We start from the raw sequence: 25,943 nt of genomic DNA, 5'->3' as shown, positions 1-25,943 counted from the left end.
CTGGAAAAAGCCTTGGGAGACTGAGCTGTGCAGGCTGAGCAGTCAACCTTTGAGCCGGCAGTGCCTATGCTGCCCTCATCGCGGGCAAGCCTTGCTCCCACAGGGTTGATGCTCGAACACAAATACTCTGTTCACAGCTGATCCCTGTGGGAGCAAGGCTTGCCCGCGAAGGGGTCCTTATAGACGCCGCAAAACTACATTCCTTCCAACTCCGCCATCAAATCATTCAACCGATCCACCTTCTCCTCAGTGATTTCGCTGGCCGCCAGCCCATCGATGTAGTCGGCCAGTTCCTGCACCGTGCTGCATTCGAACATCGCCCGCAGCGGTACGTTGCGTTGCAGGGCCTTTTGCACCCGTGAGGCGATCTGCGTCGCCAGCAGGGAATGCCCGCCCAGTTCGAAGAAGTTGTCCCGCACCCCCACCCGCTCGACTTTCAGCACCTGGGCCCAGATGTCTGCCAGGGTCTGTTCCAGTTCATTGCCGGGGGCTTGGTAGTCCTGGCTTTGCAACTGACCGATCTCCAGGGTCGGCAAGGCCTTGCGATCGAGTTTGCCGTTGGCGTTGAGGGGGAGGCGCTCGAGCCACAGCCAGTGCAGCGGCACCATGTATTCCGGCAGTTCGGCCCGCAGGCGCTGCTTGATGCGCTCCAGTCGTTCGGCGGATTTGAGCGCCGAGTCGGTGGCCACGAGGTAGCCCACCAGATGCTTGCCATTGGCGCCCTCCTGCACACCCACCGCCCCATCGCGCACTTCCGGCTGTTCATGCAAGCGTGCTTCGATTTCCCCCAGTTCGATGCGGTAGCCGCGGATCTTTACCTGATGGTCGATGCGCCCGACATACTCCAACACCCCATCGCTGCGCTGCCGTGCCAGGTCGCCGGTGCGGTACAGCCGCTCCCCCGGCGCGCCGAACGGGTTCGGCACAAAGACCGGGGCGGTGCGCAACGGATCGCTTACATAACCACGCCCGACCCCGGTGCCCGCCACGCACAACTCCCCCACCGCACCCAGCGGCACCAGGTCCAGCGCACCGTCGAGCAGGTACAGACGATTGTTGTCGGTGGGCGTGCCAATCGGCAGATACGTACCACGGGTCGAGGCCAGGTCGACCCGGAAGAACGCCACGTCGTCGGAGCATTCCGCCGGGCCGTAGGCATTGACCAGACCAGTGTCCGGGTAACGCAACAACCACTGGTGGGCCAGTTCCGGCGGCATCGCTTCGCCGGTGGGCAGCATCCAGCGCAAGCCGTCCAGACCGATGCGTTCCTGGGCGAGCATGCCCTGGATCAACGACGGCACGCTTTCCAGCACGCTAATGCCCTGCTGCTGTACATGCTCCAGCAACCCTTGCGGGTCGTGGGCAATGGCGTTGGGCACGATGTCGACCCGGGCACCGAACAACGGCGCGGCCAGGAACTGCCAGACCGAAATATCGAAGCTCTGGGACGCCGTCTGGGCGATCACATCCGCCTCGCTCAGCGCCAGGTACGGCACCTTGCTCAGTTGGTTGTTGAGCATGCCCCGCTGTTCCACCATCACGCCTTTGGGCAGGCCGGTGGAACCGGAGGTGTAGATCACGTAGGCCAGGTTATCCGGCCCGCTGTAGATCCCTGGGTTTTCCAGCGAAAGAGCGCTGGCCTGGACGGCTTCCCACACCAGCAACTTCGGCCGCCCGGAACAGGCGAACTCGTCCAGCAAAGCCTGCGCCTGGGCCTCGCAGGCCTGGGTGCAAACCAACAACGGCGTGCGACTCAATTCGATGATGCGGCTCAGGCGCTGGCTCGGCAGGCCCGGGTCCAGCGGCAGGTAGCCGGCACCGGCCTTGAAGCTGCCGACGATCATGCCCAGCAGCTCGGCATCCCGTTCGGCCAGCAGCGCCACGGGCTGATCCAGGCCGACACCGGACGCGATCAGGGCATGACCGAGGCGGTTGCTGCGCGCATTCAGCTCGGCGTAGCTGTAGCTCGCGTCCAGGCAACTGACCGCAGGGCGCTGCGGATGGGCCGCGACTCGGGCCTCGAACAGCTCGACGTAACTCTGCTCCAGCGGATAGGCATGCTCGCTCTGGTTGCAGCCCTCGATGAGGAAGTCCTGTTCTTCGGCACCGATCAGCGGCAGCTCGCTCATGTCGCCGTGCAAGCCCGCCATCAATGCCAGCAGCAACCGCTTGAACTCGCCCAGCAGCCCCTGGACGGTGCTTTCATCGAAGTAGCGCTGGTCGTATGAAAGGTGCAGCCCCAGGTCATCCCCCGGGTAGCAGACCGCCGTCAGCGGGAAATTGGTGTGGGTCCGGCCCGAGTCCGAAGTGGCATTGAGACTTTGGGCGCGGTCCAGCACCGAGACCTCCACCGGGGCATTCTCGAACACGAACAAACTGTCGAACAGAGGCTGGCCCTTGGGCAGTTCACTGACTTCCTGGATGCTCACCAGTGGCAGGTATTCGTACTCGCGCAGTTGCATGTTGCTGTCCAGCAAATCGCTGAGCCACTGGCGCACGCTGCAGCGCTGATGGTCTTCAGGCATCTGCACGCGCAAGGCGATGCTGTTGATGAACAGCCCCACGGTGCGTTGCATCTGCGGCAGCTCCACCGGACGCCCGGCCACAGTGACGCCGAACAGCACGTCGCGGTCGCCGCTGACCCGCCGCAGCACCAGGGCCCACGCCGCCTGGGCGAACGTGTTGACCGTCAGTTGATGGGCCTGGGCCAGTTCCCGTAGCCGTGCGCCATCCTCGACATCGAGACGGGTGTAGCAGTCGCCGACGATCATGCCGCCGCTGTCACCGGCGTGCTCGCGCAGAAACGGCCGGTCGCCAGGGATCGGGGTGGTTCGCTCGAAGCCTTTCAGGTTGCGCTGCCACCACTGCCGGGCCTCGGCCAGGCTCTGGTGCTGCAACCAGCCGATGTAGTCGCGATAGCGCGGTGGCACGGTCAACTGCGGTTCGCGGTTTTCACCCAGGGCGGTGTAGATCTCGAAGAAGTCGTCCATCAGCAGCGAACGGCACCACGCATCGATGAGGATGTGGTGGTTACTCATCATGAACCAGTAGCGTGCCGCGCCGACCCGAATCAGTCGCAGATGAAACGGCGCCTGGTTCAACAGATCGAAACCGGCTTGGCGCTCGTTCTTGAGCAGCGCCTGGAGCTTGGCTTCCTGGGCGTCTTCGGGCACCTCGGACAAGTCGAGATAGTCCACCGGTGTGCGGCCCGGCTTGTGGATGATTTGCAGCATGTCTTCGCCGACGTTCCAGCAGAACGACGCCCGCAAGGCTTCATGCCGGGCGATGACCGCTTGCCAGGCCTGGGCAAAACGCTGCGGGTCCAGTTCGCTGTTGATGCGATAGCGATCCTGCATGTAGTACAGGCCTGTGCCCGGTTCCAGCAAGGTGTGCAACAGCATGCCTTCCTGCATCGGTGTCAGCGGGTAGACATCTTCGATCTGCCCGGCCGGTACCGGCAGGCTGTCGAGTTGGCCCTGGGTCATCTTCGCCAGGGGGAAGTCCGATGGCGTCAGGCCGCCCGCCTCGTCCGTCAGGCAGTGCTCGATCAGGCGTTGTAACTCATCGAGGTAGGCCTCGGCCAGGGTGGCGATAGCCTGACGATCATGCCGTTCGCGGCTGAACGTCCAGCGCAGCACCAACTCGCCACCGCTGACCTGGCTGTCGACGCTCAGCTCATTGGGCAGCGGCGCATCGGGATCGTGGATCGCGCCCAGCGGCGCATCCAGCGGCTGGAACAGCGCATCCTGACCCAGGGTCTGGTCGAGCTGGCCCAGGTAGTTGAAGGTGATCGCCGCGCGCGGCAGGTTGGCCATCGTCTGGCGAGTCGCCGCGTCGGCCATGTAGCGCAATACGCCATGGCCTAGGCCCTTGTGGGGCACCGCGCGCAATTGCTCCTTGATGGCCTTGATCGAGGCACCGAAGCCTTCGTCCGCCGGGCTCAGGCGCACGGGATAGACGCTGGTGAACCAGCCGACGGTGCGGGTCAGGTCGATGTCGTCGAACAGCGCTTCGCGGCCGTGGCCTTCGAGCTGGACCAAGGCCGAGGCATGCCCGCTCCAACGGCACAGCACCCGGGTCAGCGCGGTAAGCAGCAGGTCGTTGACCTGGGTGCGGTAGGCGCTCGGCGCCTGTTGCAACAGTTGCCGGGTGCGCTCGGCGTCCAGGCGCACGCTGACGGTTTCAGCATGACGTTCCTGCAGCCCGCCCTCGGGATTCGCGCTGGGCAACTGCAGCTGCGCGCCACTCAACTGCACTTGCCACCACTCCAGTTCTTCGCGCAGGGATTCGCTGCCGGCGTAAGCCTGCAAGCGCGCGGCCCAGTCGCGCAATGGGCTGGTCTTGGCCGGCAACTGCACCTGCTGCCCGGTGGTGAGCTGGCGGTAGACGGTTTGCAAATCGTCCATCAGCACCCGCCACGACACGCCGTCGACCACCAGGTGATGGATGACGATCAGCAAACGTTGCTGGCCGTAGGGTAACTGCGCCAGTACTGCGCGCAGCAATGGCCCGGTTGATAGATTGAAACGGCTCTGCGTCTGGGCAAACAACGCTTCGCAATCCTGCGCGGTGGCCACGGATATGTGCTGCAACAACGCCGCGTCAGACAACGGCTGGTGCTCGGCACGCCAGTGCCCGGCGGTTTCGCCGAAGCCCAGGCGCAAGGCATCGTGGTGCTGGAAGACGCTGCGCAGCGCCTGTTCCAGAGGTTGCGGTTCCAGGGCCGTGGTCGGCGCCAGCACCAGCGCCTGGTTCCAGTGGTGCTGGTTGGGGATCTGGCGCTCGAAGAACCAGTGCTGGATTGGCGTCAACCCGGACTCCCCCTGCAACAGGCCCTGCTCGGCAAGCACCTGCTGGCTGCGCGTGGCAACCGCGGCCAAGGTCTGCACGGTCTGGTGCTGGAACAGGTCCCGGGGCGTGAAGTGAATGCCCTGCTGCCGGGCGCGGCTGACCACCTGGATGGACAGGATCGAATCACCGCCCAGCTCGAAGAAGTTATCGTTAAGACCCACTTGCCCGACGTTCAGCACGTCGCACCAGATCGCAGCCAGGGTCTGCTCCAGGGCATTGCTTGGCGCCACGTAGTGTTGGCGATTGAGTTCGGGATCGGGCAACGGCAAGGCACGGCGGTCGAGCTTGCCGTTGGCGGTCAGCGGCATGCTCGCCAGCAGGATCAGGTGCGCGGGCACCATGTAGTCCGGCAGCTGGGCCTTGAGGTGGTTTTTCAAGGCTTCGCGCAGGGTCGCTTGTTGCTCGCCGTCCTGGCTGGCGAGGTCGCTCACCAAGTAGCCGGCCAGTTGCTTGCCGCCGGGCGTGTCGAGGGCCAGTACCACGGCCTCGCGCACCGCGTCATGTTCCAGCAGGCGGGTTTCGATTTCCCCCAGCTCGATGCGGAAGCCGCGGATTTTCACCTGATGGTCGATCCGTCCCAGGTATTCCACCAGACCGTCGGCACGCTGGCGCACCAGGTCGCCGGTGCGATACAGGCGTCCACCCTCGTTGGCGAACGGGTCGGCGACGAAACGCTCGGCGGTCATCCCCGGACGCTGGTGATAACCCTGGGCCAGACCGGCGCCGCCCACATACAACTCTCCCGTGGCGCCTTGCGGCACCAACGCCAGGTCGGCGTCGAGGATGTACGCCACGCGGGCGCCAATCACGCTGCCAATCGGCACACTGGCCGCGCCCTCTTCCAGTCGCTCCGGAGCCAGGCTCGCCAATGGCATGACCACGGTTTCGGTCGGGCCATAGGCGTTGAAGAACAGGCTCGGGTTGAACGCCGCGCGAATGCGTTGCAAGTGTTCGCCGGTCAGGGCTTCGCCGCCGGTGATGCACATGCGCACCGGCAAGGTCTGGCCCTGGGTCGCCAACCACTGGGCCAACTGGCTGCCGTAGCTGGGGGTGAAGCCAAGAATGTTGATGCGATGCTGGCGAATCAGCCCGCAGATTTCCTCGGCGTCCCATTGGCCCTGGGCCCGCAGCACCACGTGGGCGCCGCTGAGCAATGGCACCAGCAGGCGTTCGGTGGCGGCGTCGAAGTTGATGGAATAGAAATGCAGCTCGCAATCGTCCGGGCGCATGCCGAAACGCTGGATCACTGCCTGGCAATGCATGGCGATTTCACCGTGGGACACCACCACACCCTTGGGCTTGCCGGTGGAGCCGGAGGTGTAGATCAGGTACGCCTGGTGTTGCGGCAGGTTGATCAGCGGCAGCGGCTGATCCGGGTATTGGGCCAGGGCGGCCGAATCATCTTCCAGGCACCAGCAGCCCACGCCCTCGGGCAATGCACCGAGGGCGTGGAACATCGCCCTGTCACTGAGCAGCAGGCTGACGCCGCTGTCCTCGATCATGTAGCTCAAGCGGTCCAGCGGGTATTCCGGGTCCAGGGGTACATAGGCACCGCCAGCCTTGAGGATCGCCAGCAGGCCGATGACCATTTCCAGCGAACGCTCCAGGGCCAGGCCGACCCGCACCTGCGGCCCGACGCCTCGCTCACGCAGCATCCAGGCCAGGCGATTGGCGCGGCTGTTCAGTTGCGCATACGTCAGGGGCTGCCCGGCGAAAGTCAGGGCCGGCGCATCGGGACGCATCCGCGCCTGTTCGTAGAACAGTTCGTGGAGGCATTGGTCCAGGCGATGCTCACCGGGCTCGACGCCCAGGCTGTCGAGCAGCTGTTGCTGCTCGCGGGTGTCCAGCAACGGCAGTTCGCTCAGGCGTCGGGCCGGATCGACCAGCAACGCTTCCAGCAGATTGCGCCAGTGCCCAGCCATGCGCGCGATGCGCGGTTCGTCGAACAGGTCGGTGCTGTAGGTCAGGCAGCAACCCAGGCGCTGATCCAGGTCGGTGACTTCCAGGTTGAGGTCGAACTTGGTGGCCCGGGCGTCGTTGACCAGGTATTCAACAGTCATGCCGGCCAGCGTGCGGCTCTGCTGGAACTCCCAGCGCTGCACGTTGCACATCACCTGGAACAGCGGGTTGTAGGCCGCACTGCGCGGCGGCTGCAGGGCTTCCACCAGGTGATCGAAAGGCAAATCCTGATGGGACTGGCCTTCAATCACGGTGTGGCGCACCTGCTCGAACAGTTCGCCCACCGACATCTGCCCGTCGAGTTGGCAGCGCAGGACCTGGGTGTTGAGGAACGCCCCAATCAGCCCTTCGCTTTCCGGGCGGATGCGGTTCGCCACCGGCGCGCCGATGCGCAGGTCGGTCTGGCCACTGTAGCGATAGAGCAGCACGGCCAGGGCGGCGGTCATGGTCATGAACAGGGTCAGGCCCTGTTGCGCGTTGAAGGCACGGACCCGCGCCGCCAAATCATCACTGAGGTCGAAACGGAACAATTCACCGCGATGACTTTGTACCGATGGACGCGGGCGGTCGCCGGGCAGTTCCAGCAGCGGATGTTCGCGGCCCAGTTGCGCGGTCCAATAGTCGAGTTGTCGCTGACGCTCGCCGGACTCCAGCCACTGACGCTGCCAGACGCTGTAGTCCAGGTACTGCACCGGCAAGGGTTCCAGGGGCGATTCGCGATCGTCGATAAAGGCTTCGTACAGCGCGCTCAGTTCACGGGCGAAGATGTCCATCGCCCAGCCTTCGGTGACGATGTGGTGTAACGTCAGGACAAAGTAATGCTCATGCTCGGCGGTCTTGACCAGGCAGGCCCGCAGCAGCGGCCCGGTTTCCAGGTCAAAGGGCTGGTGGGCCTCGCTGTCGGCCAGTTGCTGCACCCGCTGTTCGCGGACGTCAGCAGCCAGCTTCGAGAAATCCTTCCAACCCATGCGCAAGCCCGTCTCACCGTGCACTTGCTGGCGAGCCACGCCGTCGACGCTCGGGAACGTGGTGCGCAGGGTTTCGTGGCGCAGGATCAACGCCTGCAAGGCCGCCTCGAAACGCCCGACATCCAGCACCCCGCGCAACCGCGCCATGCCACCGACGTTGTAGGCCGGGCTGTCCGGCTCCATCTGCCAGAGGAACCACATGCGCTGCTGGGAATAGGACAGCGGCACCGGTTGGCTACGGTCGACTTTCTCGATCGGTGGCTGACGGTTGGCCTGGCCGCTGGCCTGGATCAAGCGCACCTGTTCGGCGAAGGCGCCCAGCTCGCTGGCCTCGAACAGAGTGCGCAGCGGCAGTTCGACGTCGCAGGCCTGGCGGGTGCGGGAAATGATCTGGGTCGCCAGCAGCGAATGACCGCCGAGGGCAAAGAAATCGTCCCGCAGGCCGATGCGCGCAAGGCCCAGCACCTCGCGCCAGATGCCGGCGATTTGCTGCTCGAGGGCGCTGGCCGGCTCGACGTGCTCGCGCACCTGCCATTGCGGCTCGGGCAAGGCGCGGCGGTCGAGCTTGCCGCTCGGGCCCAGGGGCATGGCGTCCAGGCGCAGCAGTTGGGTGGGCACCATGTAGTCCGGCAGTTCGGCGGCCAGGGCGGCTTTGAGTCGAATGTTCAACGCGTCCTGGTCCTGGGCGACATCCGGGGCGGTGTAATAGCCGATCAACTGCGGGCCGGTCGAGGTGTCGCGCACCAGCACTGCCACTTGGGCGATGCCGTCCTGGGCCAGCAGGCGCGCTTCGATTTCCTGCGGCTCGACCCGAAAACCGCGCAGCTTGACCTGCTGGTCGAGGCGGCCGAGGTACTCGATCACGCCGTCGGCGTTCCAACGCGCGCGGTCGCCGGTACGGTACAACCGCGCACCGGCCGGCCCCAGAGGGTCAGCGACAAAACGCTCGGCGCTCAGGCCCGGACGACCGAGGTAACCCCGGGCCAGGCCCAGGCCGCCGATGCACAGCTCGCCGGGCACGCCGGCCGGCACGGGATTGAGGTCGCTGTCGAGTACCCGGCACAGGACGTTGCCCAGGGGCCGGCCGATCGGCGAGCGCTCGCCATCGGCCTCGGTGCAATGCCAATGGGTGACGTTGATCGCGGTTTCGGTCGGGCCGTAGCGGTTGTGCAATTGCACCGCCGGCAGTTGCGCCAACACCCGGTTGCGCAGTTCGGCGGGCAAGGCTTCGCCACCGGAGAACAGCCGACGCAGGCTGCTGCAGCGGGCGCTCAACGGCTCATCGACAAACAGGCTGAGCAACGGCGGCACGAAGTGCAGCGTGGTGACGCCAAACTGCTGCACCAATTGGGCGATGCGGTGCGGGTCACGGTGTTCGCCGGGGCCGGCCAGTACCAATTCGCTGCCGGTGATCAGAGGCCAGAAGCATTCCCAGACCGACACGTCGAAACTGATCGGCGCTTTTTGCATCAGCACATCGGTGGCATCCAGCCCGTAGGTCGCTTGCATCCATTGCAGGCGCTCGGCCAGGGCCGCGTGGGTATTGCCGACGCCTTTGGGCTGGCCGGTGGAGCCGGAGGTGTAGATCACGTAGGCCAGATGGTCGCCGTGCAGGTGCAGGCCCGGCGGATTGCTTGGCCATTGCTCCAGATGCAGGGCGTCCATGGCGATGACACTGACGCCGTCGCACACCGGCAAACGTTCGAGCAGCTCGGTTTGGGTCAGCAGCAAGTCGACGCCACTGTCGTGGAGCATGTAGGCCAGGCGTTCGGCCGGGTAGTCCGCATCCAGCGGCACATAGGCACCGCCGGCCTTGATGACGGCCAGCACACCGATGAGCAGCTGCGGCGAGCGCTCGGCGGCAATCGCCACGCACACGTCCGGGCCAACGCCCTTGTCCCGCAGGTAATGGGCCAGGCGATTGGCCTGGGTGTGCAGCTCGGCATAATCGAGTTGACCACCGTCCCAGCGCAACGCAGTGCGTTGCGGCGTGCACCGGGCCTGTTCGTTCAACAGCTCCGGCAGCCATTGGCTGGCCGGCGCGCACGGGGCCGCGCTCCATTGCTGCTGTTGGCTGTGTTCATCGGCGGCCAATAACGGCACATCGCCGATGGTTTGTTGCGGATCGGCGCAGACCGCCCGCAACAGGTTGCAGTAATGCGCCGCCAGCCGCTCGATGGTCGCCGCCTCGAACAGTTCGTCGGCGTAGTCGAACGACAGCGTCAAGCGGCCGTTGCGATCTTCTTCGCTGTGCAGTTGCAGGTCGAACTTGGCTTCGCGGCTGTGCCACGGCAACTCCTCGGCCAGCAACCCCGGCAGGCGCCGCAAGGCACTCAAGTCACGCTGCTGGTGGTTGAACATCACCTGGAACAGGCCTTGTTCACGCGCCTCGGGAAACGCTTCGAGCAGTTGTTCGAACGGCAGGTCCTGGTGGACCTGGGCACCGAGTGTGGCTTCCCGGGCCTGGGCCAGCAGCGCAGCGAATGGCTGACGTGAATCGACCTGCCCGCGCAGCACCTGGGTGTTGATGAAGAAGCCGATCAGCCCCTGGGTTTCCAGGCGCGGACGGTTGGCGTTGGGCACACCGATGCGGATATCGGATTGGCCGGTGTAACGCTGCAACAGCGCCTGGAAGGCTGCCAGCAACAGCATGAACGGCGTTGCGTCGTGTGCCTGGGCCACGTGGCGCAAGGTATCGCAGAGGCCCTTGTCCAGGCGCAGGCTATGCCGCGCGGCACTGCGCTGGCGTTGAGCGCTGCGTGGATGATCCGTGGCCAGCACCAGGGCCGAAGGTTCCGCGCCCAGTTGCTGCTTCCAGAAGCGCAGTTGGTGCTCGGCCTCGCCTTGGGCGAGCCACTGGCGCTGCCAACTGCCGTAGTCGGCGTATTGCAAGGGCAACGGCGCCAGCTCGGCGAGCTGACCTTGGGAGGCGGCGGCGTACAAGCGGGAGAATTCTTCAATCAACACATTCATCGACCAGCCGTCGGCGGTGATGTGGTGCAGTGTCACCAGCAACTGATGGTCATCCTCGTCGAGACGCAACAGGCTGACCCGCAGCAGCGGCCCCTTCTCCAGATCGAACGGCGTGGCCGCTTCGTCTTCTCGAACCTGCCGCGCCCGGGCTTCGCGCAAGTCGGCAGGCAGGTCGCCGAGATCGATGACATGCAGCTTGAATTCACCGGCCGGATCGACCTGTTGCAGGGCCACGCCATCCCGCTCCAGGAACCGCGTGCGCAGGGACTCATGACGCTCGATCAATTGCTGGAAACTGGCGCGCAACGCGTCTTCGTCCAGCTCGCCGCGCAGGTGCAAGGCGCCAGGAATGTTGTAGGCATGGCTCGTCGGATCGAGCTGCCAGGTAAACCACAAACGGTTCTGGGCCAGGGATTGCGGCAACGCATCGTCGCGCGACAATGCGCTGATCGCGCCTTGAGGCTGGCCGCCGTCCTGTTGCTGGTTCGCCACCGCTGCGGCGAACGCGGCCAGGGTTGGCGCTTCGAACAGCAGGCGCAGGTTCAGTTCCAGCCCCAGGGTTTCCCGTAGTCGTGCGATCACCTGGGTGGCGGCGATGGAATTACCGCCCAGCAGGAAGAAATGATCGTCAGCCTGGACCTGTTCGACCTGCAGTTGCTCGCGCCAGATTTGGCCGATGAGCGTTTGCAGCTCGGATGACGGCGCAGATTCGTCAGCGACTTCTGCCTCGGCTGACGGGAACTGTACATAACTGTCCAAGCTGCCGTCGGCCAATCGACTGCGGCACGCCGAGCGCTGCAACTTGCCGCTGGAGGTCTTGGGCAACGCGCCGGGATTGAGCAGCACCACCACGCTCGGGGCTTGCTGGCAGGCCTCGGCCACGGCCTGGCGAATGGCTTTGATCAAGGCTTCGGGCGGGAGGATTTTCTGCACGCTGCGGCTGATTTCCGCAGCGATACCGATGCCTTCCTCGCCGCCATCGTTGACCGCGAACGCGGCCACGCGGCCCTTGCGCACCACCTCCACTTCGCGCTCGATGGTTTGCTCGATGTCCTGGGGATAGAGGTTATGCCCGCGCACGATCAGCAGGTCTTTCAGACGGCCGGTGATGAACAGTTCGCCGCCGCGCAGGAAACCCAGGTCACCGGTACGCAGCCAGGTCCGCCCGTCGTGCTGGACAAAGGTCTTGGCGCTGGCTTCAGGGTTGCGCCAGTAACCCAGGGCGATGCTCGGGCCAGCAGCCCAGACTTCACCGACCTGATTGTCGGCCAGCGGCTGCAACGTGGCGGGCTCGACGATCAGCACCGCGTGCCCGGGCTGGCTGACACCGCAACTCATCACCGCACTGCCCTGCCCCGGCTCGGCACGGTTTTGCGTCAGTGCCGCATCATCCACCCGCAGCGAAGGAATGCCGTGGCGGCGTGGCGTACCGGCGACGAACAGGGTCGCTTCTGCCAGGCCGTAGGAGGCCATGAAATTGTCCGGCGTGAAGCCGCACGGGGCGAACTTCTCGGCAAACCGCTCCAGCGTGTCGAGACGGATCGGCTCGGAACCGGAATAGGCCACGCGCCAGCCGCTCAGGTCGAGACGCTGCAGGGCCGAGTCACTGACCCGTTCGCTGCACAGCCGATAGGCGAAATCCGGGCCACCGCTGATAGTGCCGCCGTATTCGCTGATTGCTTCGAGCCAACGCAGGGGCCGGGCCAGGAAGTAGGCCGGCGACATCAATACGCAGGGGACGCCGCTGAACACCGGCTGCAGCAAGCCGCCAATCAGCCCCATGTCGTGGTACAGCGGCAGCCAGCTGACGATGACGTCATCGGGGTTCAGGTCGATGCCGAAGCCATGACGGATCAGCAGTTCGTTAGCGACCAGGTTGCCGTGGCTGACCTGCACGCCCTTGGGCAACGCGGTGGAGCCGGAGGTGTATTGCAGGAAGGCAATGTCATCGTCCTGCAGCGTCGGCATCCGCCATTGTCCGGCGCGGGCCGGGTCGAGGGTATCAACGCACAACACTGGCGGCGCCGATTCGATGGCTTGCAACGGCTCGCGCAGATCGCTGCTGGTGAGCAGCAGGCGCGGTTCGGCGTCTTTGAGGATCGACAGCAAGCGCTCTTGATGATGGCGACGAGCGGACTCCGGCGGATAGGCCGGCACGGCAATCACCCCGGCATAGAGGCAGCCAAAGAACGCCGCGACGTAATCCGGGCCGCTGGGGAACAGCAGCACGGCGCGATCCCCCAGCGCGGCCTCGGCCTGCAAGGTGGCGGCGATGGTCCGGGCACGCAGGTCCAGGTCGCGATAACTCAATACCACACCCTGCCCTGGGGTGTCGGCGAGGAAGCGCAGGGCCACCCGGTCCGGCGTCAACGCGGCGCGGCGCTGGAGGGCATGAGCCAGGGTGATGGGGAGTTCGAACGCGTCGGTCATGGGGGTTTCCTGCCTGGATTCGGCTTGCAAGTTGTCACCCATGGGAACGGATAGTCCCGACAAATAATTAGTCGAGGAGCCTACTCACCGAGGCATCGAACCGAAGCATCCGCCAGCCACGCGCCGCGGCAATGAGTCGCAGCATCAAGGCTGGACGCTGCATCATCAATAATTCTTCTTCTCAATTGACAATCATTATCATTAATCCTAATTTGGCGCTCGATGTGTAGGACGAGTGCGGCATCCGGACGTCCTGCTAACTTTTTGCAGCAAGGTGAATTCCATGACGGAACAAGTATCCACAAGCAGGTGCGACTCACCGTTACTCCAGGCATTCGTGGACAACCGATTGATCCTGGTCAAGATCGCGGCACGCATTACCGGCTGCCGATCCCGTGCCGAAGATGTGGTGCAGGACGCGTTTTTCCGGCTGCAATCGGCGCCCCAGATCACCTCCTCGTTCAAGGCGCAGCTCAGCTATCTGTTCCAGATCGTGCGCAACCTGGCGATCGACCACTACCGCAAGCAGGCGCTGGAACTGAAATACTCGGGGCCGGAAGAGGAAGGGTTGAACGTGGTGATCCAGGGTGCTTCGCCAGAAACCTCCCATATCAACTTTTCCACGCTGGAGCACATCGCCGACGCGCTGACCGAACTGCCCAGCCGCACCCGCTATGCCTTCGAGATGTATCGCCTGCATGGCGTGCCGCAGAAGGACATCGCCAAGGAGCTGGGTGTCTCGCCGACCCTGGTGAACTTCATGATCCGCGATGCCCTGGTGCATTGCCGCAAGGTGTCGGGGGTTCGGGGGATACCTTCGCCCGGCGGTGATATGAGGTGTCAGTTCCGGCCCCATCGCGGGCAAGCCTTGCTCCCACAGGTTTTTCTGGCAGGCAAATAGTGTGTGAAGCCCGGAGCCAGTGGGAGCAGCCTTGCTCCCACTGGTTTTTCTAGCGGGCAAATAGTGTGTGAAGCCCGAAGCCTGTGGGAGCAGCCTTGCTCCCACTGGTTTTTCTGGCGGGCAAATAGTGTGTGAAGCCCGGAGCCTGTGGGAGCAAGCCTTGCTCCCACTGGTTTTTCTGGCGGGCAAATAGTGTGTGAAGCCCGGAGCCTGTGGGAGCAAGCCTTGCTCCCACTGGTTTTTCTGGCGGGCAAATAGTGTGTGAAGCCCGGAGCCTGTGGGAGCAGCCTTGCTCCCACTGGTTTTTCTGGCAGGCAAATAGTGTGTGAAGCCCGGAGCCTGTGGGAGCAGCCTTGCTCCCACTGGTTTTTCTGGCGGGCAAATAGTGTGTGAAGCCCGGAGCCTGTGGGAGCAAGGCTTGCCCGCGATGGCGGCCTGATGACCACTACCTGCCCCATGCCAAACCTCACATCAATCCACACCGATCAAAAAACCGCTCACGCCCCAGAATCATCAGCGCCGCGCGCTTGTGGGGGAAATCGAATTCCTTTTCACAATGGAAGCACTGGTTGTGCAGGTGCCCGATCATCCGGGCATTGTCGGCCCGGGGCTCGGCGACCACGCGCTGGGTGCGCGGGTCGTCCAGGAACAGGTAATGCACCAGCGCCGACAACCAGCTCGCCACCTTGTGCGGCCCCCGGTGTTGCTCTTCGCCCACCAGCATGTGGATGCCGCGATCGTAGTTGCCGGCGTCATAGAACGGCGCGATCCGATCTTCCTTGGCCCAATAGGTTTCGAAATAAGCGAACGGCTGGTCATCGAAGCAGCCGATCAGGGTCAAGACCCGGGGATCGGCCTGCAGCTTGCCCAGGTACTCGCGATGCTGTTCCAGGCTCCCCTCCTCCTGCCAGAAGCTCGCCACTCGCGGGCTGTTCTGCCAGCGGTTGAAACGCGTAAGGTCCTGCTCGATTTCCAAGGTGCGCAAGGACACCCAGGCGCCCAGCCGCGCATCGAAACGCCGGTACACCTCGCCACGAGGCTTGATGGGCCGGCGTGGATGGCGCTGGCCATCGGTGATGATCATGTGTTGTGGATAACTGCCGTTGAACGACACTCCCAGCCAGGGCTGCGGCAATTGCCAGAACATCGTGCGCTCGCAAATGTATTCACCGGCACGTTCAGTGGCTGTCAACAAACCGCTGAGCAAGGCTTCGCCTGGGCGCTCGTCGAGGTGCCAGGTCAGGCGCTGGCAGTCGGAGTCGCGAGCAAACAGCCAATAGCAGGCCGCCCACAGCGCCGGGCCCACCGGTCGATCGTCGAGTTCCTGCAAGTGCACGTGCAACTCGGGACCGCGCGCAAGGCGCAGCCGGATCAGCGGCGCACCTTCGAGCATCAGGCTCAGGTGGCGTTCGGTTTCATCGGCGCCGAGGCGACGGCCGCCGGGCAAGGGCAACGTCGTCGGGGGGTTGAGGTTGGACATGGGAGGGGCTCGCGTATTCGTCGGTAGTCAACGTGGGACGTGAGCCAGGAAGGGAAATTTAGTGGCGCATTCAATGGGAATGCATGGGCACCAGATGAATCTGGTAGGGCTGGAAAATCTTCAGCAACTGACCGTTATCCCGCAACATTTGCAGCAACTGCGCAAACGCCTCACTGGAAATGGGCGCCTGTGGGCGGATCAGCGCGTAATGGTGGTAGACCTGATCGATGCGTTCAGACACCAGCAATTGCGGGCCGACTTCGGGGTTGCGCAACACGTAATCGTTGAGGTAAGAACGGGTCACCAGGGCGATATCCGCGCGCCCGCGCAAGACCATCAGCAGGTTGCTGTCGTGGGAGTACGTCAGCGTGGCGTTGTATTGGCCGGTAAGGAACTTGGGATCGGCGTTGAATTCGGCAAAGGCATAGTGATAACCGCTGAACAGTGCCAGGCGCTTGCCCCTGAGGTCGGTGAAATAACTTTGCTGTCGATCCGGCTCGCGCTGGGCGACGAAGACTTCCGCATCCTCCAGCCCCATGTCTACCGAGGTGTGCGGCACGTCCTGCCAGCCCCAGGCCGGGTTCTCGAAGATCGCCATGTCGACGCGGCCCTGCTTGAAATCATTGAAGCGGCGCGGGATCGATGTCGGCACCAGCACGAACTGATAGTCGGTTTGCGCCTGGTTCAAGGCCTCCACCATTTGCGGCAGCAGGCCGGTGTCGGCGCCGTTCTCGGGACGAACGGTATAAGGCGGAAAATGCGCCGCGCCGATCCGTACCAGTTGCGCAGCCTCGGTCGGCAACGCCAGCAAAACGGCCAGAGCAGCCAGCACCAGACGCGAGGTCATCCCCATCGGCGAAAACGTCAAGATAACCCACTCCCCAAAAGTCCCATCAATAACAATCAAGCTAGGCGGTTTCAGCCACTTAGCCAGCCACTCGGTCATTCAAGGCACTGCTCGATTATTGTTTTTCTTCAAGCACCAGGATCAGGGCTTGCTCGGCCAGCTCATCGAGGCTCAGGCTGCCTTCGGCGCGAAACCAGGTGGTGGTCCAGGACAGCGCTCCCGTGAGGAACCGCCGGGTAATGAACACGTCTCCACGAATATACCCGGCCTCCTTGGCCTGGCCCAGGACCTCGAGCCACAAGTCCTCATAAATATCACGCAGGGCCAGCACATGCCGCTGCCCATCCTGCGATAGCGAACGCCATTCATAGACCAGCACCGCCATGGCCTCGCCGGTGCCGCCCATGATCGACTGCAATTCGCAGCGGATCAGCGCCAATACCCGCTCACGCACGCTGTCGGCCTCGGCCAGGGCGGCGCGCATCAATGCGGTGTTGTAGCGGATGGTTTCTTCCATCACCGCCCGCAGGATTTCGTCCTTGCTCTTGAAATGGTGAAAGATGCTGCCCGACTGAATGCCCACGGCACTGGCCAGGTCACGCACCGTGGTGCGCTCGAAGCCTTTGTTGCGAAACAGGTGGGCGGCGGTCTGGAGCAGTTTACCGCGAGCACTGTCCGGGTCGGTCAGTTGCCCGTTGTCGACCAGCTCCCGCATCACGCCCAGGGCTTTTTGCTCGTCCACCCATTCTCTCCTACAGTCGATCAACCCACGCGCGAGCATTGCACACCAAACCATCAGTGGCGCGGGCAATTTAAGCTGACCGAGGCAGCCAAGCAAGCGCTCGGCCAGAAGAACCAGCGGTCGTTTACAAACCAAGCGCTTGCTTGGTAGTCTCGAACCACCTTTGCCGGAGGGAACGCCATGCCAAAAACGATCCGTATCGGTTGCGCCAGCGCCTTCTGGGGCGATACCTGTACAGCGGCAGCGCAACTGGTCGAGGGCGGGGCGCTGGATTACCTGGTGTTCGACTACCTGGCCGAGGTGACGATATCGATCATGGCCGGGGCGCGCCTGAAGGATTCTTCGAGCGGTTATGCCACGGACTTCATTGAGGTCCTCACACCGCTGCTACGGCGTTTGCATGACCACGGCATCCGTGTCATCAGCAACGCCGGCGGGGTCAACCCCCAAGCCTGTGCGAAGGCCCTGCAAGCGGCCTGCGATCAGGCCGGCGTGCCGTTGAGGATCGCCGTGCTGCTGGGCGATGACCTGCAACCGCAATTCGATCGACTCGCCGCCCAGGGCATTCGCGAAATGTTCAGTGGCGAACCAATGCCCTGCGCGTGCGTGTCCATCAACGCCTACCTTGGCGCGCCCGGCATCGTCGAGGCGTTGCGCCTGGGGGCCGATATCGTGATCACCGGCCGCGTAGTGGACAGCGCCGTGGTCAGCGCCGCCTTGGTGCATGAGTTCGGCTGGGCCTGGGACGATTACGACCGATTGGCCCAGGCCGCACTGGCTGGGCACCTGATCGAGTGCGGCGCCCAGTGCACGGGCGGCAACTTCACCGACTGGCAGCAAGTGCCGGATTACGAGCACATCGGCTTTCCCATCGTCGAGGTCAGCGCCGACGGCCAGTTCACGGTCACCAAAGCCGAAGGCAGCGGCGGGTTGGTCACGCCATTGACCGTCGGCGAGCAGTTGCTCTACGAAATCGGCGACCCGCAAGGCTATCTGTTGCCGGACGTGGTCTGTGACTTCAGCCAGGTCAGGTTGATCCAGCAAGGCAAGCACGCCGTGCGCGTCCACGGCGCCAAGGGCTTGCCACCCACCGATCAATACAAGGTCAGCGCCACCTGGCTGGACGGCTGGCGCTGCACCGCCACCTGCCTGATCGCCGGCATTGATGCGGTGGCCAAGGCTGAACGGGTCAGCCAGGCAATCGTCGCCAAGACCTCACAGATGTTCAGCCAGCGTGGCTGGGCGCCCTACAGCGAAGTGGACATCGAACTGCTGGGCAGCGAAGCCACTTACGGCCAGCACGGCCAACGCCAGGACAGCCGTGAGGTGGTGATCAAGCTGGCGGTACGGCACTCGGACAAACAGCCGCTGGTGCTGTTTTCCAGGGAGATCGCCCAAGCCGCCACCGGCATGGCGCCAGGGCTGACGGGGCTGGTCGGTGGCCGGCCGACGGTGTCGCCGTTGATTCGCCTGTTCTCGTTCCTGATCGACAAAACCACTTGCCGGCTCGACATCGAACTCGACGGCCAGCGTCACCCTTGCCCCCTGCCCGCGTTCGAACCGTTGCACACCGTCGATCTGCCCGTTGCCCCGGACCTGCCCAAACCCCAGGGCCGGGCCGATGCCAGCGTGCCGTTGGTCAAACTGGCGGTGGCGCGCTCCGGCGACAAGGGCAACCACAGCAACATTGGCGTGATCGCCCGGGAACCCGAATACCTGCCCTGGATCGCCGAAGCGCTGACACCGGAGGTGATGGTCGACTGGATGAGCCACGTGCTCGACCCGCGCTTGGGCCGGGTCGAACGCTGGTACCTGCCGGGCACCCACAGTTTGAATTTCCTGCTGGAAAACGCCCTCGGCGGCGGCGGTGTCGCCAGCCTGCGCATCGATCCCCAGGGCAAGGCGTTCGCCCAGCAGTTGCTGGAGATTCAGATTCCGGTGCCGCAAGGCATCGCCGACCAGATCAACTAAGGGACGGTCGCCAATGCCAGTCATCGAATCGCACCTTGATCCCCACAGTGCTGATTTCACACGCAACCACGCGGCGATGCTGGCTGGTGTCGAACAGCTGCGCCAGCTCGAACAGGCCGTGCTGGAGAAAGCCGCCCAATCCCAGGGCAAGTTCGACCAGCGCGGCCAGTTGTTGCCGCGCCAGCGCCTGAACCTGCTGCTGGACCCTGGCGCGCCGTTCCTCGAACTGGCGAGCCTGGCCGGCTACAAACTCCATGACGACAAGGACGGCAGCCAGGCCGGCGGCGGCCTGATCGCCGGGATCGGCTACGTGTCCGGGGTGCGGGCGCTGGTGGTGGCCAACAACAGCGCAATCAAGGGCGGCACGATTTCCCCCAGCGGCTTGTACAAGACCCTGCGCCTGCAACAGATCGCCATGGAGAACAAACTGCCGGTCATCACCCTCGCCGAAAGTGGCGGCGCCAATCTCAATTACGCGGCGCAGATTTTCGTCGAAGGCGCGCGCTGCTTCGCCAACCAGGCACGCATGTCGGCCATGGGCCTGCCACAGATCACCGTGGTGCATGGCTCGGCCACCGCAGGCGGGGCTTATCAGCCAGGGCTGTCGGATTACGTGGTGGTGGTACGCGACAAGGCGCGGTTGTTCCTGGCCGGGCCGCCGTTGCTCAAGGCCGCGACCGGCGAAGTGGCCAGCGAGGAGGAACTGGGCGGTGCACAGATGCATGCGCAGGTGGCCGGCACCGCCGAATACCTGGCCGAGAACGACGCCGACGGCGTGCGCCTGGCCCGGGAGATCCTCAGCCTGCTGCCCTGGAATGCGCAACTGCCGCCACAGCTCGAACGGACGTGGACGGAGCCGCTCTACCCCGCCGACGAATTATTGGGACTGGTCCCCGACGACCCGAAGAAACCCTATGACGTGCAGGAAATCATCGCCCGCATCGCCGACGGCTCGAATTTCCTGGCCTTCAAAAGCGAGTTCGACGCCCAGACGATTTGCGGCCACTTGCACATTCGCGGCCACGCCTGCGGCCTGATCGGCAACAACGGACCGATCACGCCGCAAGGCGCCAGCAAGGCCGCGCAGTTCATCCAGCTGTGCGACCAGAGCCGCACGCCGTTGCTGTTTTTGCACAACACCACCGGGTTCATGGTCGGCACCGAGTCGGAGCGACAAGGGGTGATCAAGCACGGCGCCAAGATGATCCAGGCCGTGGCCAATGCCCGAGTGCCCAAGCTGACCGTCGTGGTGGGCGGCTCCTACGGCGCCGGCAATTACGCCATGTGCGGGCGTGGGCTGGACCCACGTTTCATCTTCGCCTGGCCCAACAGCCATACGGCAGTGATGGGCGGCGCCCAGGCCGGCAAGGTCCTGCGCATGGTCACCGAGGCCACGCAGATCAAGAACGGCCTGACCCCCGACCCGAAGATGCTGGACCTGCTCGAGCAAACCACCGCGCAGAAACTCGACAGCCAGTCCACCGCTCTCTACGGCAGCGCCAGCCTGTGGGACGACGGGCTCATCGACCCGCGCGACACCCGCACACTGCTGGGCTATCTGCTAGACATCTGTCACGAGGCCGAGCAGCGGCCACTGCAAGCCAACAGCTTCGGCGTGGCCCGTTTCTGAGGACGCTCCACGGCTCACAGGAGAACACTAGAAATGATCTTCACCCAGGAACACGAAGCACTGCGGCGCACCGTCCGCCAGTTTGTCGAGCATGATATCAACCCCTACGTCGACGAATGGGAGAAGGCCGGGCGTTTCCCCATCCACGAGGTTTTCCGCAAGGCCGGCGAGCTGGGCCTGCTGGGCATTTCCAAACCAGCTGCCTTCGGCGGCATGGGCCTGGACTACAGCTATTCGATCGTCGCGGCCGAGGAATTCGGCACCATTCATTGCGGCGGCGTGCCCATGTCCATCGGCGTCCAGACCGACATGTGCACCCCGGCCCTGGCCCGCTTCGGCTCCGATGAGTTGCGTGAAGCATTCCTGCGCCCGGCCATCCGCGGCGAACAGGTCGGCTGCATCGGCGTCTCGGAGGTCGGCGCCGGCTCCGACGTCGCCGGCCTCAAGACCACGGCGCGCAAGGACGGCGACGACTACGTCATCAACGGCAGCAAGATGTGGATCACCAATGCACCCAGCGCCGATTTCATTTGCCTGCTGGCCAACACCTCGGACGACAAGCCCCACGTCAACAAATCGCTGATCATGGTGCCGATGCACAGCCCCGGCATCAGCCTCGGCCAGCACCTGGACAAACTCGGCATGCGCAGCTCGGAAACCGCCCAGGTGTTTTTCGACGACGTGCGGGTGCCACAACGCAATCGCATCGGCCAGGAAGGCGCCGGGTTCATGATGCAGATGCTGCAGTTCCAGGAAGAACGCCTGTTCGGCGCGGCCAACATGCTCAAGGGCCTGGAGCATTGCATCGACAGCACCATCGCGTACTGCAAGGAACGCAAGACCTTCGGCACGGCCCTGATCGACAACCAGGTGATCCACTTTCGCCTGGCGGAACTGGCCAGCGAGATCGAATGTCTGCGGGCGCTGGTCTACCAGGCCACCGAGCAGTACATCAACGGCCAGGACGTCACGCGGCTGGCGTCGATGGCCAAGCTCAAGGCCGGACGCCTGGCCCGGGAAACCACCGACAGTTGCCTGCAATACTGGGGTGGCATGGGCTTCATGTGGGACAACCCGGTCGCCCGGGCGTATCGCGACGTGCGGCTGGTGTCCATAGGTGCCGGTGCGGACGAGATCATGCTGGGCATCATCTGCAAGCTCATGGGGATTTTGCCGGGGAAGAAAAACTGAGTACATCGCCTGCCAGACCGCCATCGCGAGCAAGCTTTGCTCCCACAGCTGAATGCACTCACCGGGCATTGTGGGAGCAAAGCTTGCTCGCGATGAGGCCCAGACAGACACCGCAAAAACCCAGGAATGACCCCATGCCCGCCTTCAGCAAAATCCTCATCGCCAACCGTGGCGAAATCGCCTGCCGGATCCAGCGCACCGCCCAGGCCCTGGGCTATCGCACGGTGGCGGTGTTCAGCGAGGCCGACGCCGATGCACTGCACGTGCGCATGTCCGATGAAGCCGTGCCGATCGGCCCGGCCGCGGTGCAGCAGTCCTACCTCAACCCCTCGGCGATTCTCGATGCAGCCCGGCGCTGCGGTGCCGATGCGATCCATCCCGGCTACGGCTTTCTTTCGGAAAATGCCGGGTTCGCCAAGGCCTGCGAAGCGGCCAGCATCGTGTTCATCGGCCCCAGCCCCGAGGCCATCGACCTGATGGGCAGCAAGCGCCGGGCAAAAATCGCCATGATTGAAGCCGGCGTTCCCTGCATCGCCGGTTACCAGGGCGCCGCCCAGGACGACGACACGCTGCAGCGCGAAGCCGGGCGCATCGGCTACCCGTTGATGATAAAGGCCAGCGCCGGTGGCGGGGGCCGAGGCATGCGCCTGGTCCAGAGGGCCGAGGACCTGCTGGAGCAGTTGCGCAGCGCGCGCTCGGAAGCCCTGCACGGTTTTGGCAGCGACGAGTTGATCCTCGAACAGGCCCTGATCGATCCGCGGCATGTGGAAGTGCAGATTTTCGGCGACCACCACGGTCAGCTGATCCATCTGGGCGAACGGGACTGCTCGATCCAGCGGCGCCACCAGAAAGTCATCGAGGAAGCGCCCTGCCCGGTCATGACCGCCGACCTGCGCCAGGCCATGGGCGATGCGGCACTCAAGGTGGGGCGCGCAGTGAAATATGTCGGGGCCGGGACCGTGGAGTTCCTGCTCGCTGCGGACGGTCGGTTTTACTTCCTGGAGATGAACACGCGCCTGCAGGTCGAACACCCGGTCACCGAGTTGATCACCGGCCTGGATCTGGTGGCCTGGCAATTGGACGTCGCCGCCGGCAGGCCGCTGCCCCTACGCCAGGAGCAGGTGACGCTCAGCGGCCATGCCATGCAAGTGCGGCTGTACGCCGAGGACCCGGCGGCCGATTTCCTGCCTCAGACCGGGCAGTTGATCGGTTGGGAGCCGCCCATACGGGACGGCGTGCGAATTGACCACGGCCTGCTGGAGGGCCAGGCCATCACGCCGTTCTACGATTCGATGCTGGGCAAGCTCATCGTCCACGGCGCCACTCGCGAGGAGGCCCGACGCAAATTGTTGCGAGCGGTGGAAAATTGCGTACTGCTTGGCGTGCAGAGCAACCAGCGATTGCTCGTCGGGTTGCTGGCACACCCGCGGTTCATCGACGGCGACTTCGGCAACGGATTCATCGGGCAGCACTTTGCCAATCATGGGGCGCTCCAGCCCCTCGATCCCTCTGCCGAACAACTCGCCATCGCCACGGCGGCGTTTTATCTGGCCTCGCAAGCACAACGCGCACCGGGCCTGGGCGGATGGCGCAACAGCATCGGCGCGGCGCTGCACTACCGGATCGGCGTCGGGGAGCACGACTGGACGCTGAGCCTGGTGGCCGAAGCCGACGGCACACTCAATATCCGCAGTGCCGGGCGCGTGATCGAACTGAGGCTGCTCGACGCTGATCCCCATGGCGCGACACTGATGATCGATGGGATTCGCCGGCGGCATTCCTGGCGCCTCGATGGCAACGATCTCTGGCTGTTCACCCGCCCTGGCGGCCTGCACCTGCAAGATCGAACCCTGTCCCCCATCGCCGCCAAGACCAGCCCCGGCGACGGCACGCTCAAGGCGCCCATGGACGGCGCCATTATCGAGCTGCTGGTCCGCGAAGGCAGCACGGTGCGCCAAGGCCAACTGCTCATGGTGCTTGAAGCCATGAAAATGGAGCACCCACTCAAGGCAGGCGTCGACGGCGTGGTCAGGCAATTGCAGGTCACGCGGGGGACCAGGTGAAAAACCGCCAGGTTTTGTTGCGCGTTGAAACAGCCCACTAGTCGGATGCCGAGGGTTTGACTACGCTCAAACCCATCAGCACGCCGATACCGGGAACCCTGCAATGCCTCACTGGCTGGTGATTGATCTGGAGGCCACCACCGATGAAGGTGGCTGGCCGGTAACCGAAATGGAAATTATCGAAATCGGCGCCACGCTGGTGAATCGTGACGGCCGCGAAGTGGATCATTTCCAGCGCTTCGTGCGGCCCCTGAGGCGACCGCTGCTCACGCCCTTCTGTCGCGAACTGACCCACATCACCCAGGCCAATATCGACAGTGCCGCGCCCTTGACCGAGGTCTGGCCGGCGTTCGAGCGCTGGCTGACGCCGTATCAGTCGAAGCTGGAAAGCTGGGTCAGTTGGGGCGATTACGACCGCAAGCAACTGCTTCAGGAATGGCAGCACCAGCAGTTGCACAGTGTCCTCGGCCAGGTACCGCACATGAACCTCAAGCAACGCTTCGCCAAGGCCCGTCGGCTGGAGCGACCGTTGGGGCTCAATGGCGCGCTGCAACTGGCTGGCCTGCAATTCTGCGGTCAACAGCACCGTGCGCTGGAAGACGCGCGCAATACCGCGCGGTTGTTGCCCTTGGTGCTTCCGGGTTGAGCGTAAGCCACCTCCCAGTGCGGCAGATGACGAATGTTGCAGCCTTGTGCATACTGGCCGGCCTTTTTCAGCCCCTTTTTCGAGGAATCGCCCATGTTTAAAGTCAACGAGTACTTCGACGGCACCGTCAAGTCGATCGCTTTCGGCACAGCCGAAGGCCCTGCGACCATCGGCGTCATGGCACCGGGCGAATATGAGTTCGGCACGGCCCAACGGGAAATCATGCACGTGGTCTCCGGCGCGCTGACCGTGAAGCTGCCGGACAGCACCGACTGGGAAATCTTCGAGGCCGGCAGCCAGTTCAATGTTCCGGCCAACAGCAAGTTCCAGCTCAAAGTGGCCGTCGATACCGCTTACCTGTGTGAGTACCGCGGCTAAGCCTGCCCTCATCACAAAAGCGGTTGCGTGATAAACAAAAATGCCCGTGTCCAGTGACACGGGCATTTTTGTTTACGGATCTTTTTATTCGAGCACTTCAACCGGCATGCCGACTTCAAGCCGACCGTTGCTGTCGTTGACCAGGTTCTGGCCGAACATCGCACCGTCCGGTGTCGAACGGTATTGCTGCAACGTGGCAAAGGGTTCGCGATTCGGATCGCGTTCGCCGGTTTGCGGATCGACCGTGGTCATGATGCAACGTGAGCATGGCTTGACCAGCCGGAACTCAACCTCGCCGATACGAATGCGCTTCCAGCCGTCCTCGGCAAACGCCTCGCTGCCCTCGACCACCAGGTTGGGGCGAAAGCGCAACATTTCCAGCGAACGACCGACCCGGTTCGACAGGTCCTGCAAGGACGCCTGGCCAATCAGCAGCAGGGGGAAACCATCGGCAAAGGCAACCTTGTCGTCATCCTTGCCATAACCGGCGGCAGTGGTACGCGCCAGATCCACCGGCACATGCACCAGGCGGGTAGGATTGCCGATGAATTCGCTGACCCAGGCCGCGGCCTCGTCACCGGCATCCGGCACACGCAAGGTGTCACGCCAGATGATCACCCCGCGCCGCTGTTCCTCCACCACTGGTGGTAGCGGCACGTCGATGGCGCCATGGCCCGGCGCGCTGAGCGTCAGGCCGCCCGCTTCGTTCCACGAGGCTGAGAGCTGGCTCATCTTCGCCACGGCGCGCTGGGTCAGGAAACGCCCCGTGCCCTCATCCACCAGCATCCAGCGTCGGTCACCGTCCAGCCCGAGCTTGTCCAGGCCGATCCCTTGCAAGGGCTGGCCCTTGCCGGACTTCAACGGATACCGATACAGCGCGCTCAGCCGCAACATGGTCAACTTCCCTGGTGGC

General features: G+C 64.0%; 11 protein-coding genes and 1 pseudogene. 7 read left to right on the top strand and 5 right to left on the bottom strand.

Annotated features, from left to right (window positions below; all coding sequences use genetic code 11):
- Positions 1-194: 194 nt before the first annotated feature.
- Positions 195-13,181: a non-ribosomal peptide synthetase gene (locus KI235_RS09080; protein WP_212795645.1), complete on the bottom strand. Its 12,987-nt coding sequence runs from the start codon at positions 13,179-13,181 to the stop codon at positions 195-197.
- 283 nt (positions 13,182-13,464) lie between these two features.
- Here KI235_RS09080 and KI235_RS09075 point away from each other — a divergent pair, with 283 nt between their 5' ends.
- On the top strand, positions 13,465-14,082 hold the full coding sequence (locus KI235_RS09075; RefSeq protein ID WP_244864290.1) for an RNA polymerase factor sigma-70: 618 nt from the start codon (positions 13,465-13,467) through the stop codon (positions 14,080-14,082).
- Between the two features lie 466 nt (positions 14,083-14,548).
- Here KI235_RS09075 and KI235_RS09070 read toward each other — a convergent pair whose 3' ends face one another.
- From KI235_RS09070 to KI235_RS09060, 3 genes are all read right to left on the bottom strand, one after another.
- Entirely contained in the window at positions 14,549-15,562 is a 1,014-nt protein-coding gene (locus KI235_RS09070) for a GNAT family N-acetyltransferase (RefSeq protein WP_003199490.1), read from the bottom strand.
- A gap of 70 nt (positions 15,563-15,632) precedes the next feature.
- Positions 15,633-16,409 carry a transporter substrate-binding domain-containing protein gene (locus KI235_RS09065; RefSeq protein WP_027912685.1) on the bottom strand — a complete coding sequence of 259 codons (777 nt, stop codon included), beginning with the start codon at positions 16,407-16,409 and terminating at the stop codon, positions 15,633-15,635.
- A 115-nt stretch (positions 16,410-16,524) separates the two neighbouring features.
- Positions 16,525-17,151 carry a TetR/AcrR family transcriptional regulator gene (locus KI235_RS09060; protein WP_003199486.1) on the bottom strand — a complete coding sequence of 209 codons (627 nt, stop codon included), beginning with the start codon at positions 17,149-17,151 and terminating at the stop codon, positions 16,525-16,527.
- Between the two features lie 180 nt (positions 17,152-17,331).
- Here KI235_RS09060 and KI235_RS09055 point away from each other — a divergent pair, with 180 nt between their 5' ends.
- The 6 genes and pseudogenes from KI235_RS09055 (at position 17,332) to KI235_RS09030 (ending at position 25,030) form a co-directional block, all read left to right on the top strand.
- Positions 17,332-19,122, top strand: coding sequence for an acyclic terpene utilization AtuA family protein (locus KI235_RS09055; protein ID WP_212795644.1), 1,791 nt, complete (start codon positions 17,332-17,334; stop codon positions 19,120-19,122).
- 13 nt (positions 19,123-19,135) lie between these two features.
- On the top strand, positions 19,136-20,752 hold the full coding sequence (gene atuC / locus KI235_RS09050) for a geranyl-CoA carboxylase subunit beta (protein ID WP_013692597.1): 1,617 nt from the start codon (positions 19,136-19,138) through the stop codon (positions 20,750-20,752).
- Between the two features lie 33 nt (positions 20,753-20,785).
- The gene (atuD, locus tag KI235_RS09045) at positions 20,786-21,943 is read left to right on the top strand and encodes a citronellyl-CoA dehydrogenase (RefSeq protein WP_013692596.1); all 1,158 of its coding nucleotides are present in this window, start codon (positions 20,786-20,788) and stop codon (positions 21,941-21,943) included.
- Positions 21,944-22,077: 134 nt separating this feature from the next.
- Positions 22,078-24,047, top strand: a pseudogene (locus KI235_RS09040) (acetyl/propionyl/methylcrotonyl-CoA carboxylase subunit alpha).
- A gap of 62 nt (positions 24,048-24,109) precedes the next feature.
- On the top strand, positions 24,110-24,652 hold the full coding sequence (locus KI235_RS09035) for an exonuclease domain-containing protein (RefSeq protein WP_003199477.1): 543 nt from the start codon (positions 24,110-24,112) through the stop codon (positions 24,650-24,652).
- 93 nt (positions 24,653-24,745) lie between these two features.
- Complete coding sequence (locus KI235_RS09030; RefSeq protein ID WP_003199475.1) at positions 24,746-25,030, top strand: pyrimidine/purine nucleoside phosphorylase; 285 nt, start codon at positions 24,746-24,748, stop codon at positions 25,028-25,030.
- An 84-nt stretch (positions 25,031-25,114) separates the two neighbouring features.
- Here KI235_RS09030 and KI235_RS09025 read toward each other — a convergent pair whose 3' ends face one another.
- Positions 25,115-25,924, bottom strand: a complete 810-nt coding sequence (locus KI235_RS09025; protein ID WP_003199473.1) for an MOSC domain-containing protein — start codon at positions 25,922-25,924, stop codon at positions 25,115-25,117.
- Between the last annotated feature and the right edge of the window lie 19 nt (positions 25,925-25,943).

The organism is Pseudomonas sp. St386, from assembly GCF_018325865.1.
Taxonomy (GTDB): domain Bacteria; phylum Pseudomonadota; class Gammaproteobacteria; order Pseudomonadales; family Pseudomonadaceae; genus Aquipseudomonas; species Aquipseudomonas brassicacearum.
Note: the sequence above shows the minus strand (reverse complement) of the source record. Positions and strands in the feature narration are given on the sequence as shown.

What these genes read in the sequence shown, in the direction of transcription:
- KI235_RS09080 (WP_212795645.1), bottom strand. Translation starts at nt 13,181, where the DNA reads ATGACCGACGCGTTCGAACTCCCCATCACCCTGGCTCATGCCCTCCAG.
- KI235_RS09035 (WP_003199477.1), top strand. Translation starts at nt 24,110, where the DNA reads ATGCCTCACTGGCTGGTGATTGATCTGGAGGCCACCACCGATGAAGGT.
- KI235_RS09055 (WP_212795644.1), top strand. Translation starts at nt 17,332, where the DNA reads ATGCCAAAAACGATCCGTATCGGTTGCGCCAGCGCCTTCTGGGGCGAT.
- KI235_RS09075 (WP_244864290.1), top strand. Translation starts at nt 13,465, where the DNA reads ATGACGGAACAAGTATCCACAAGCAGGTGCGACTCACCGTTACTCCAG.
- KI235_RS09070 (WP_003199490.1), bottom strand. Translation starts at nt 15,562, where the DNA reads ATGTCCAACCTCAACCCCCCGACGACGTTGCCCTTGCCCGGCGGCCGT.
- KI235_RS09065 (WP_027912685.1), bottom strand. Translation starts at nt 16,409, where the DNA reads ATGACCTCGCGTCTGGTGCTGGCTGCTCTGGCCGTTTTGCTGGCGTTG.
- atuD (WP_013692596.1), top strand. Translation starts at nt 20,786, where the DNA reads ATGATCTTCACCCAGGAACACGAAGCACTGCGGCGCACCGTCCGCCAG.
- KI235_RS09030 (WP_003199475.1), top strand. Translation starts at nt 24,746, where the DNA reads ATGTTTAAAGTCAACGAGTACTTCGACGGCACCGTCAAGTCGATCGCT.
- KI235_RS09025 (WP_003199473.1), bottom strand. Translation starts at nt 25,924, where the DNA reads ATGTTGCGGCTGAGCGCGCTGTATCGGTATCCGTTGAAGTCCGGCAAG.
- atuC (WP_013692597.1), top strand. Translation starts at nt 19,136, where the DNA reads ATGCCAGTCATCGAATCGCACCTTGATCCCCACAGTGCTGATTTCACA.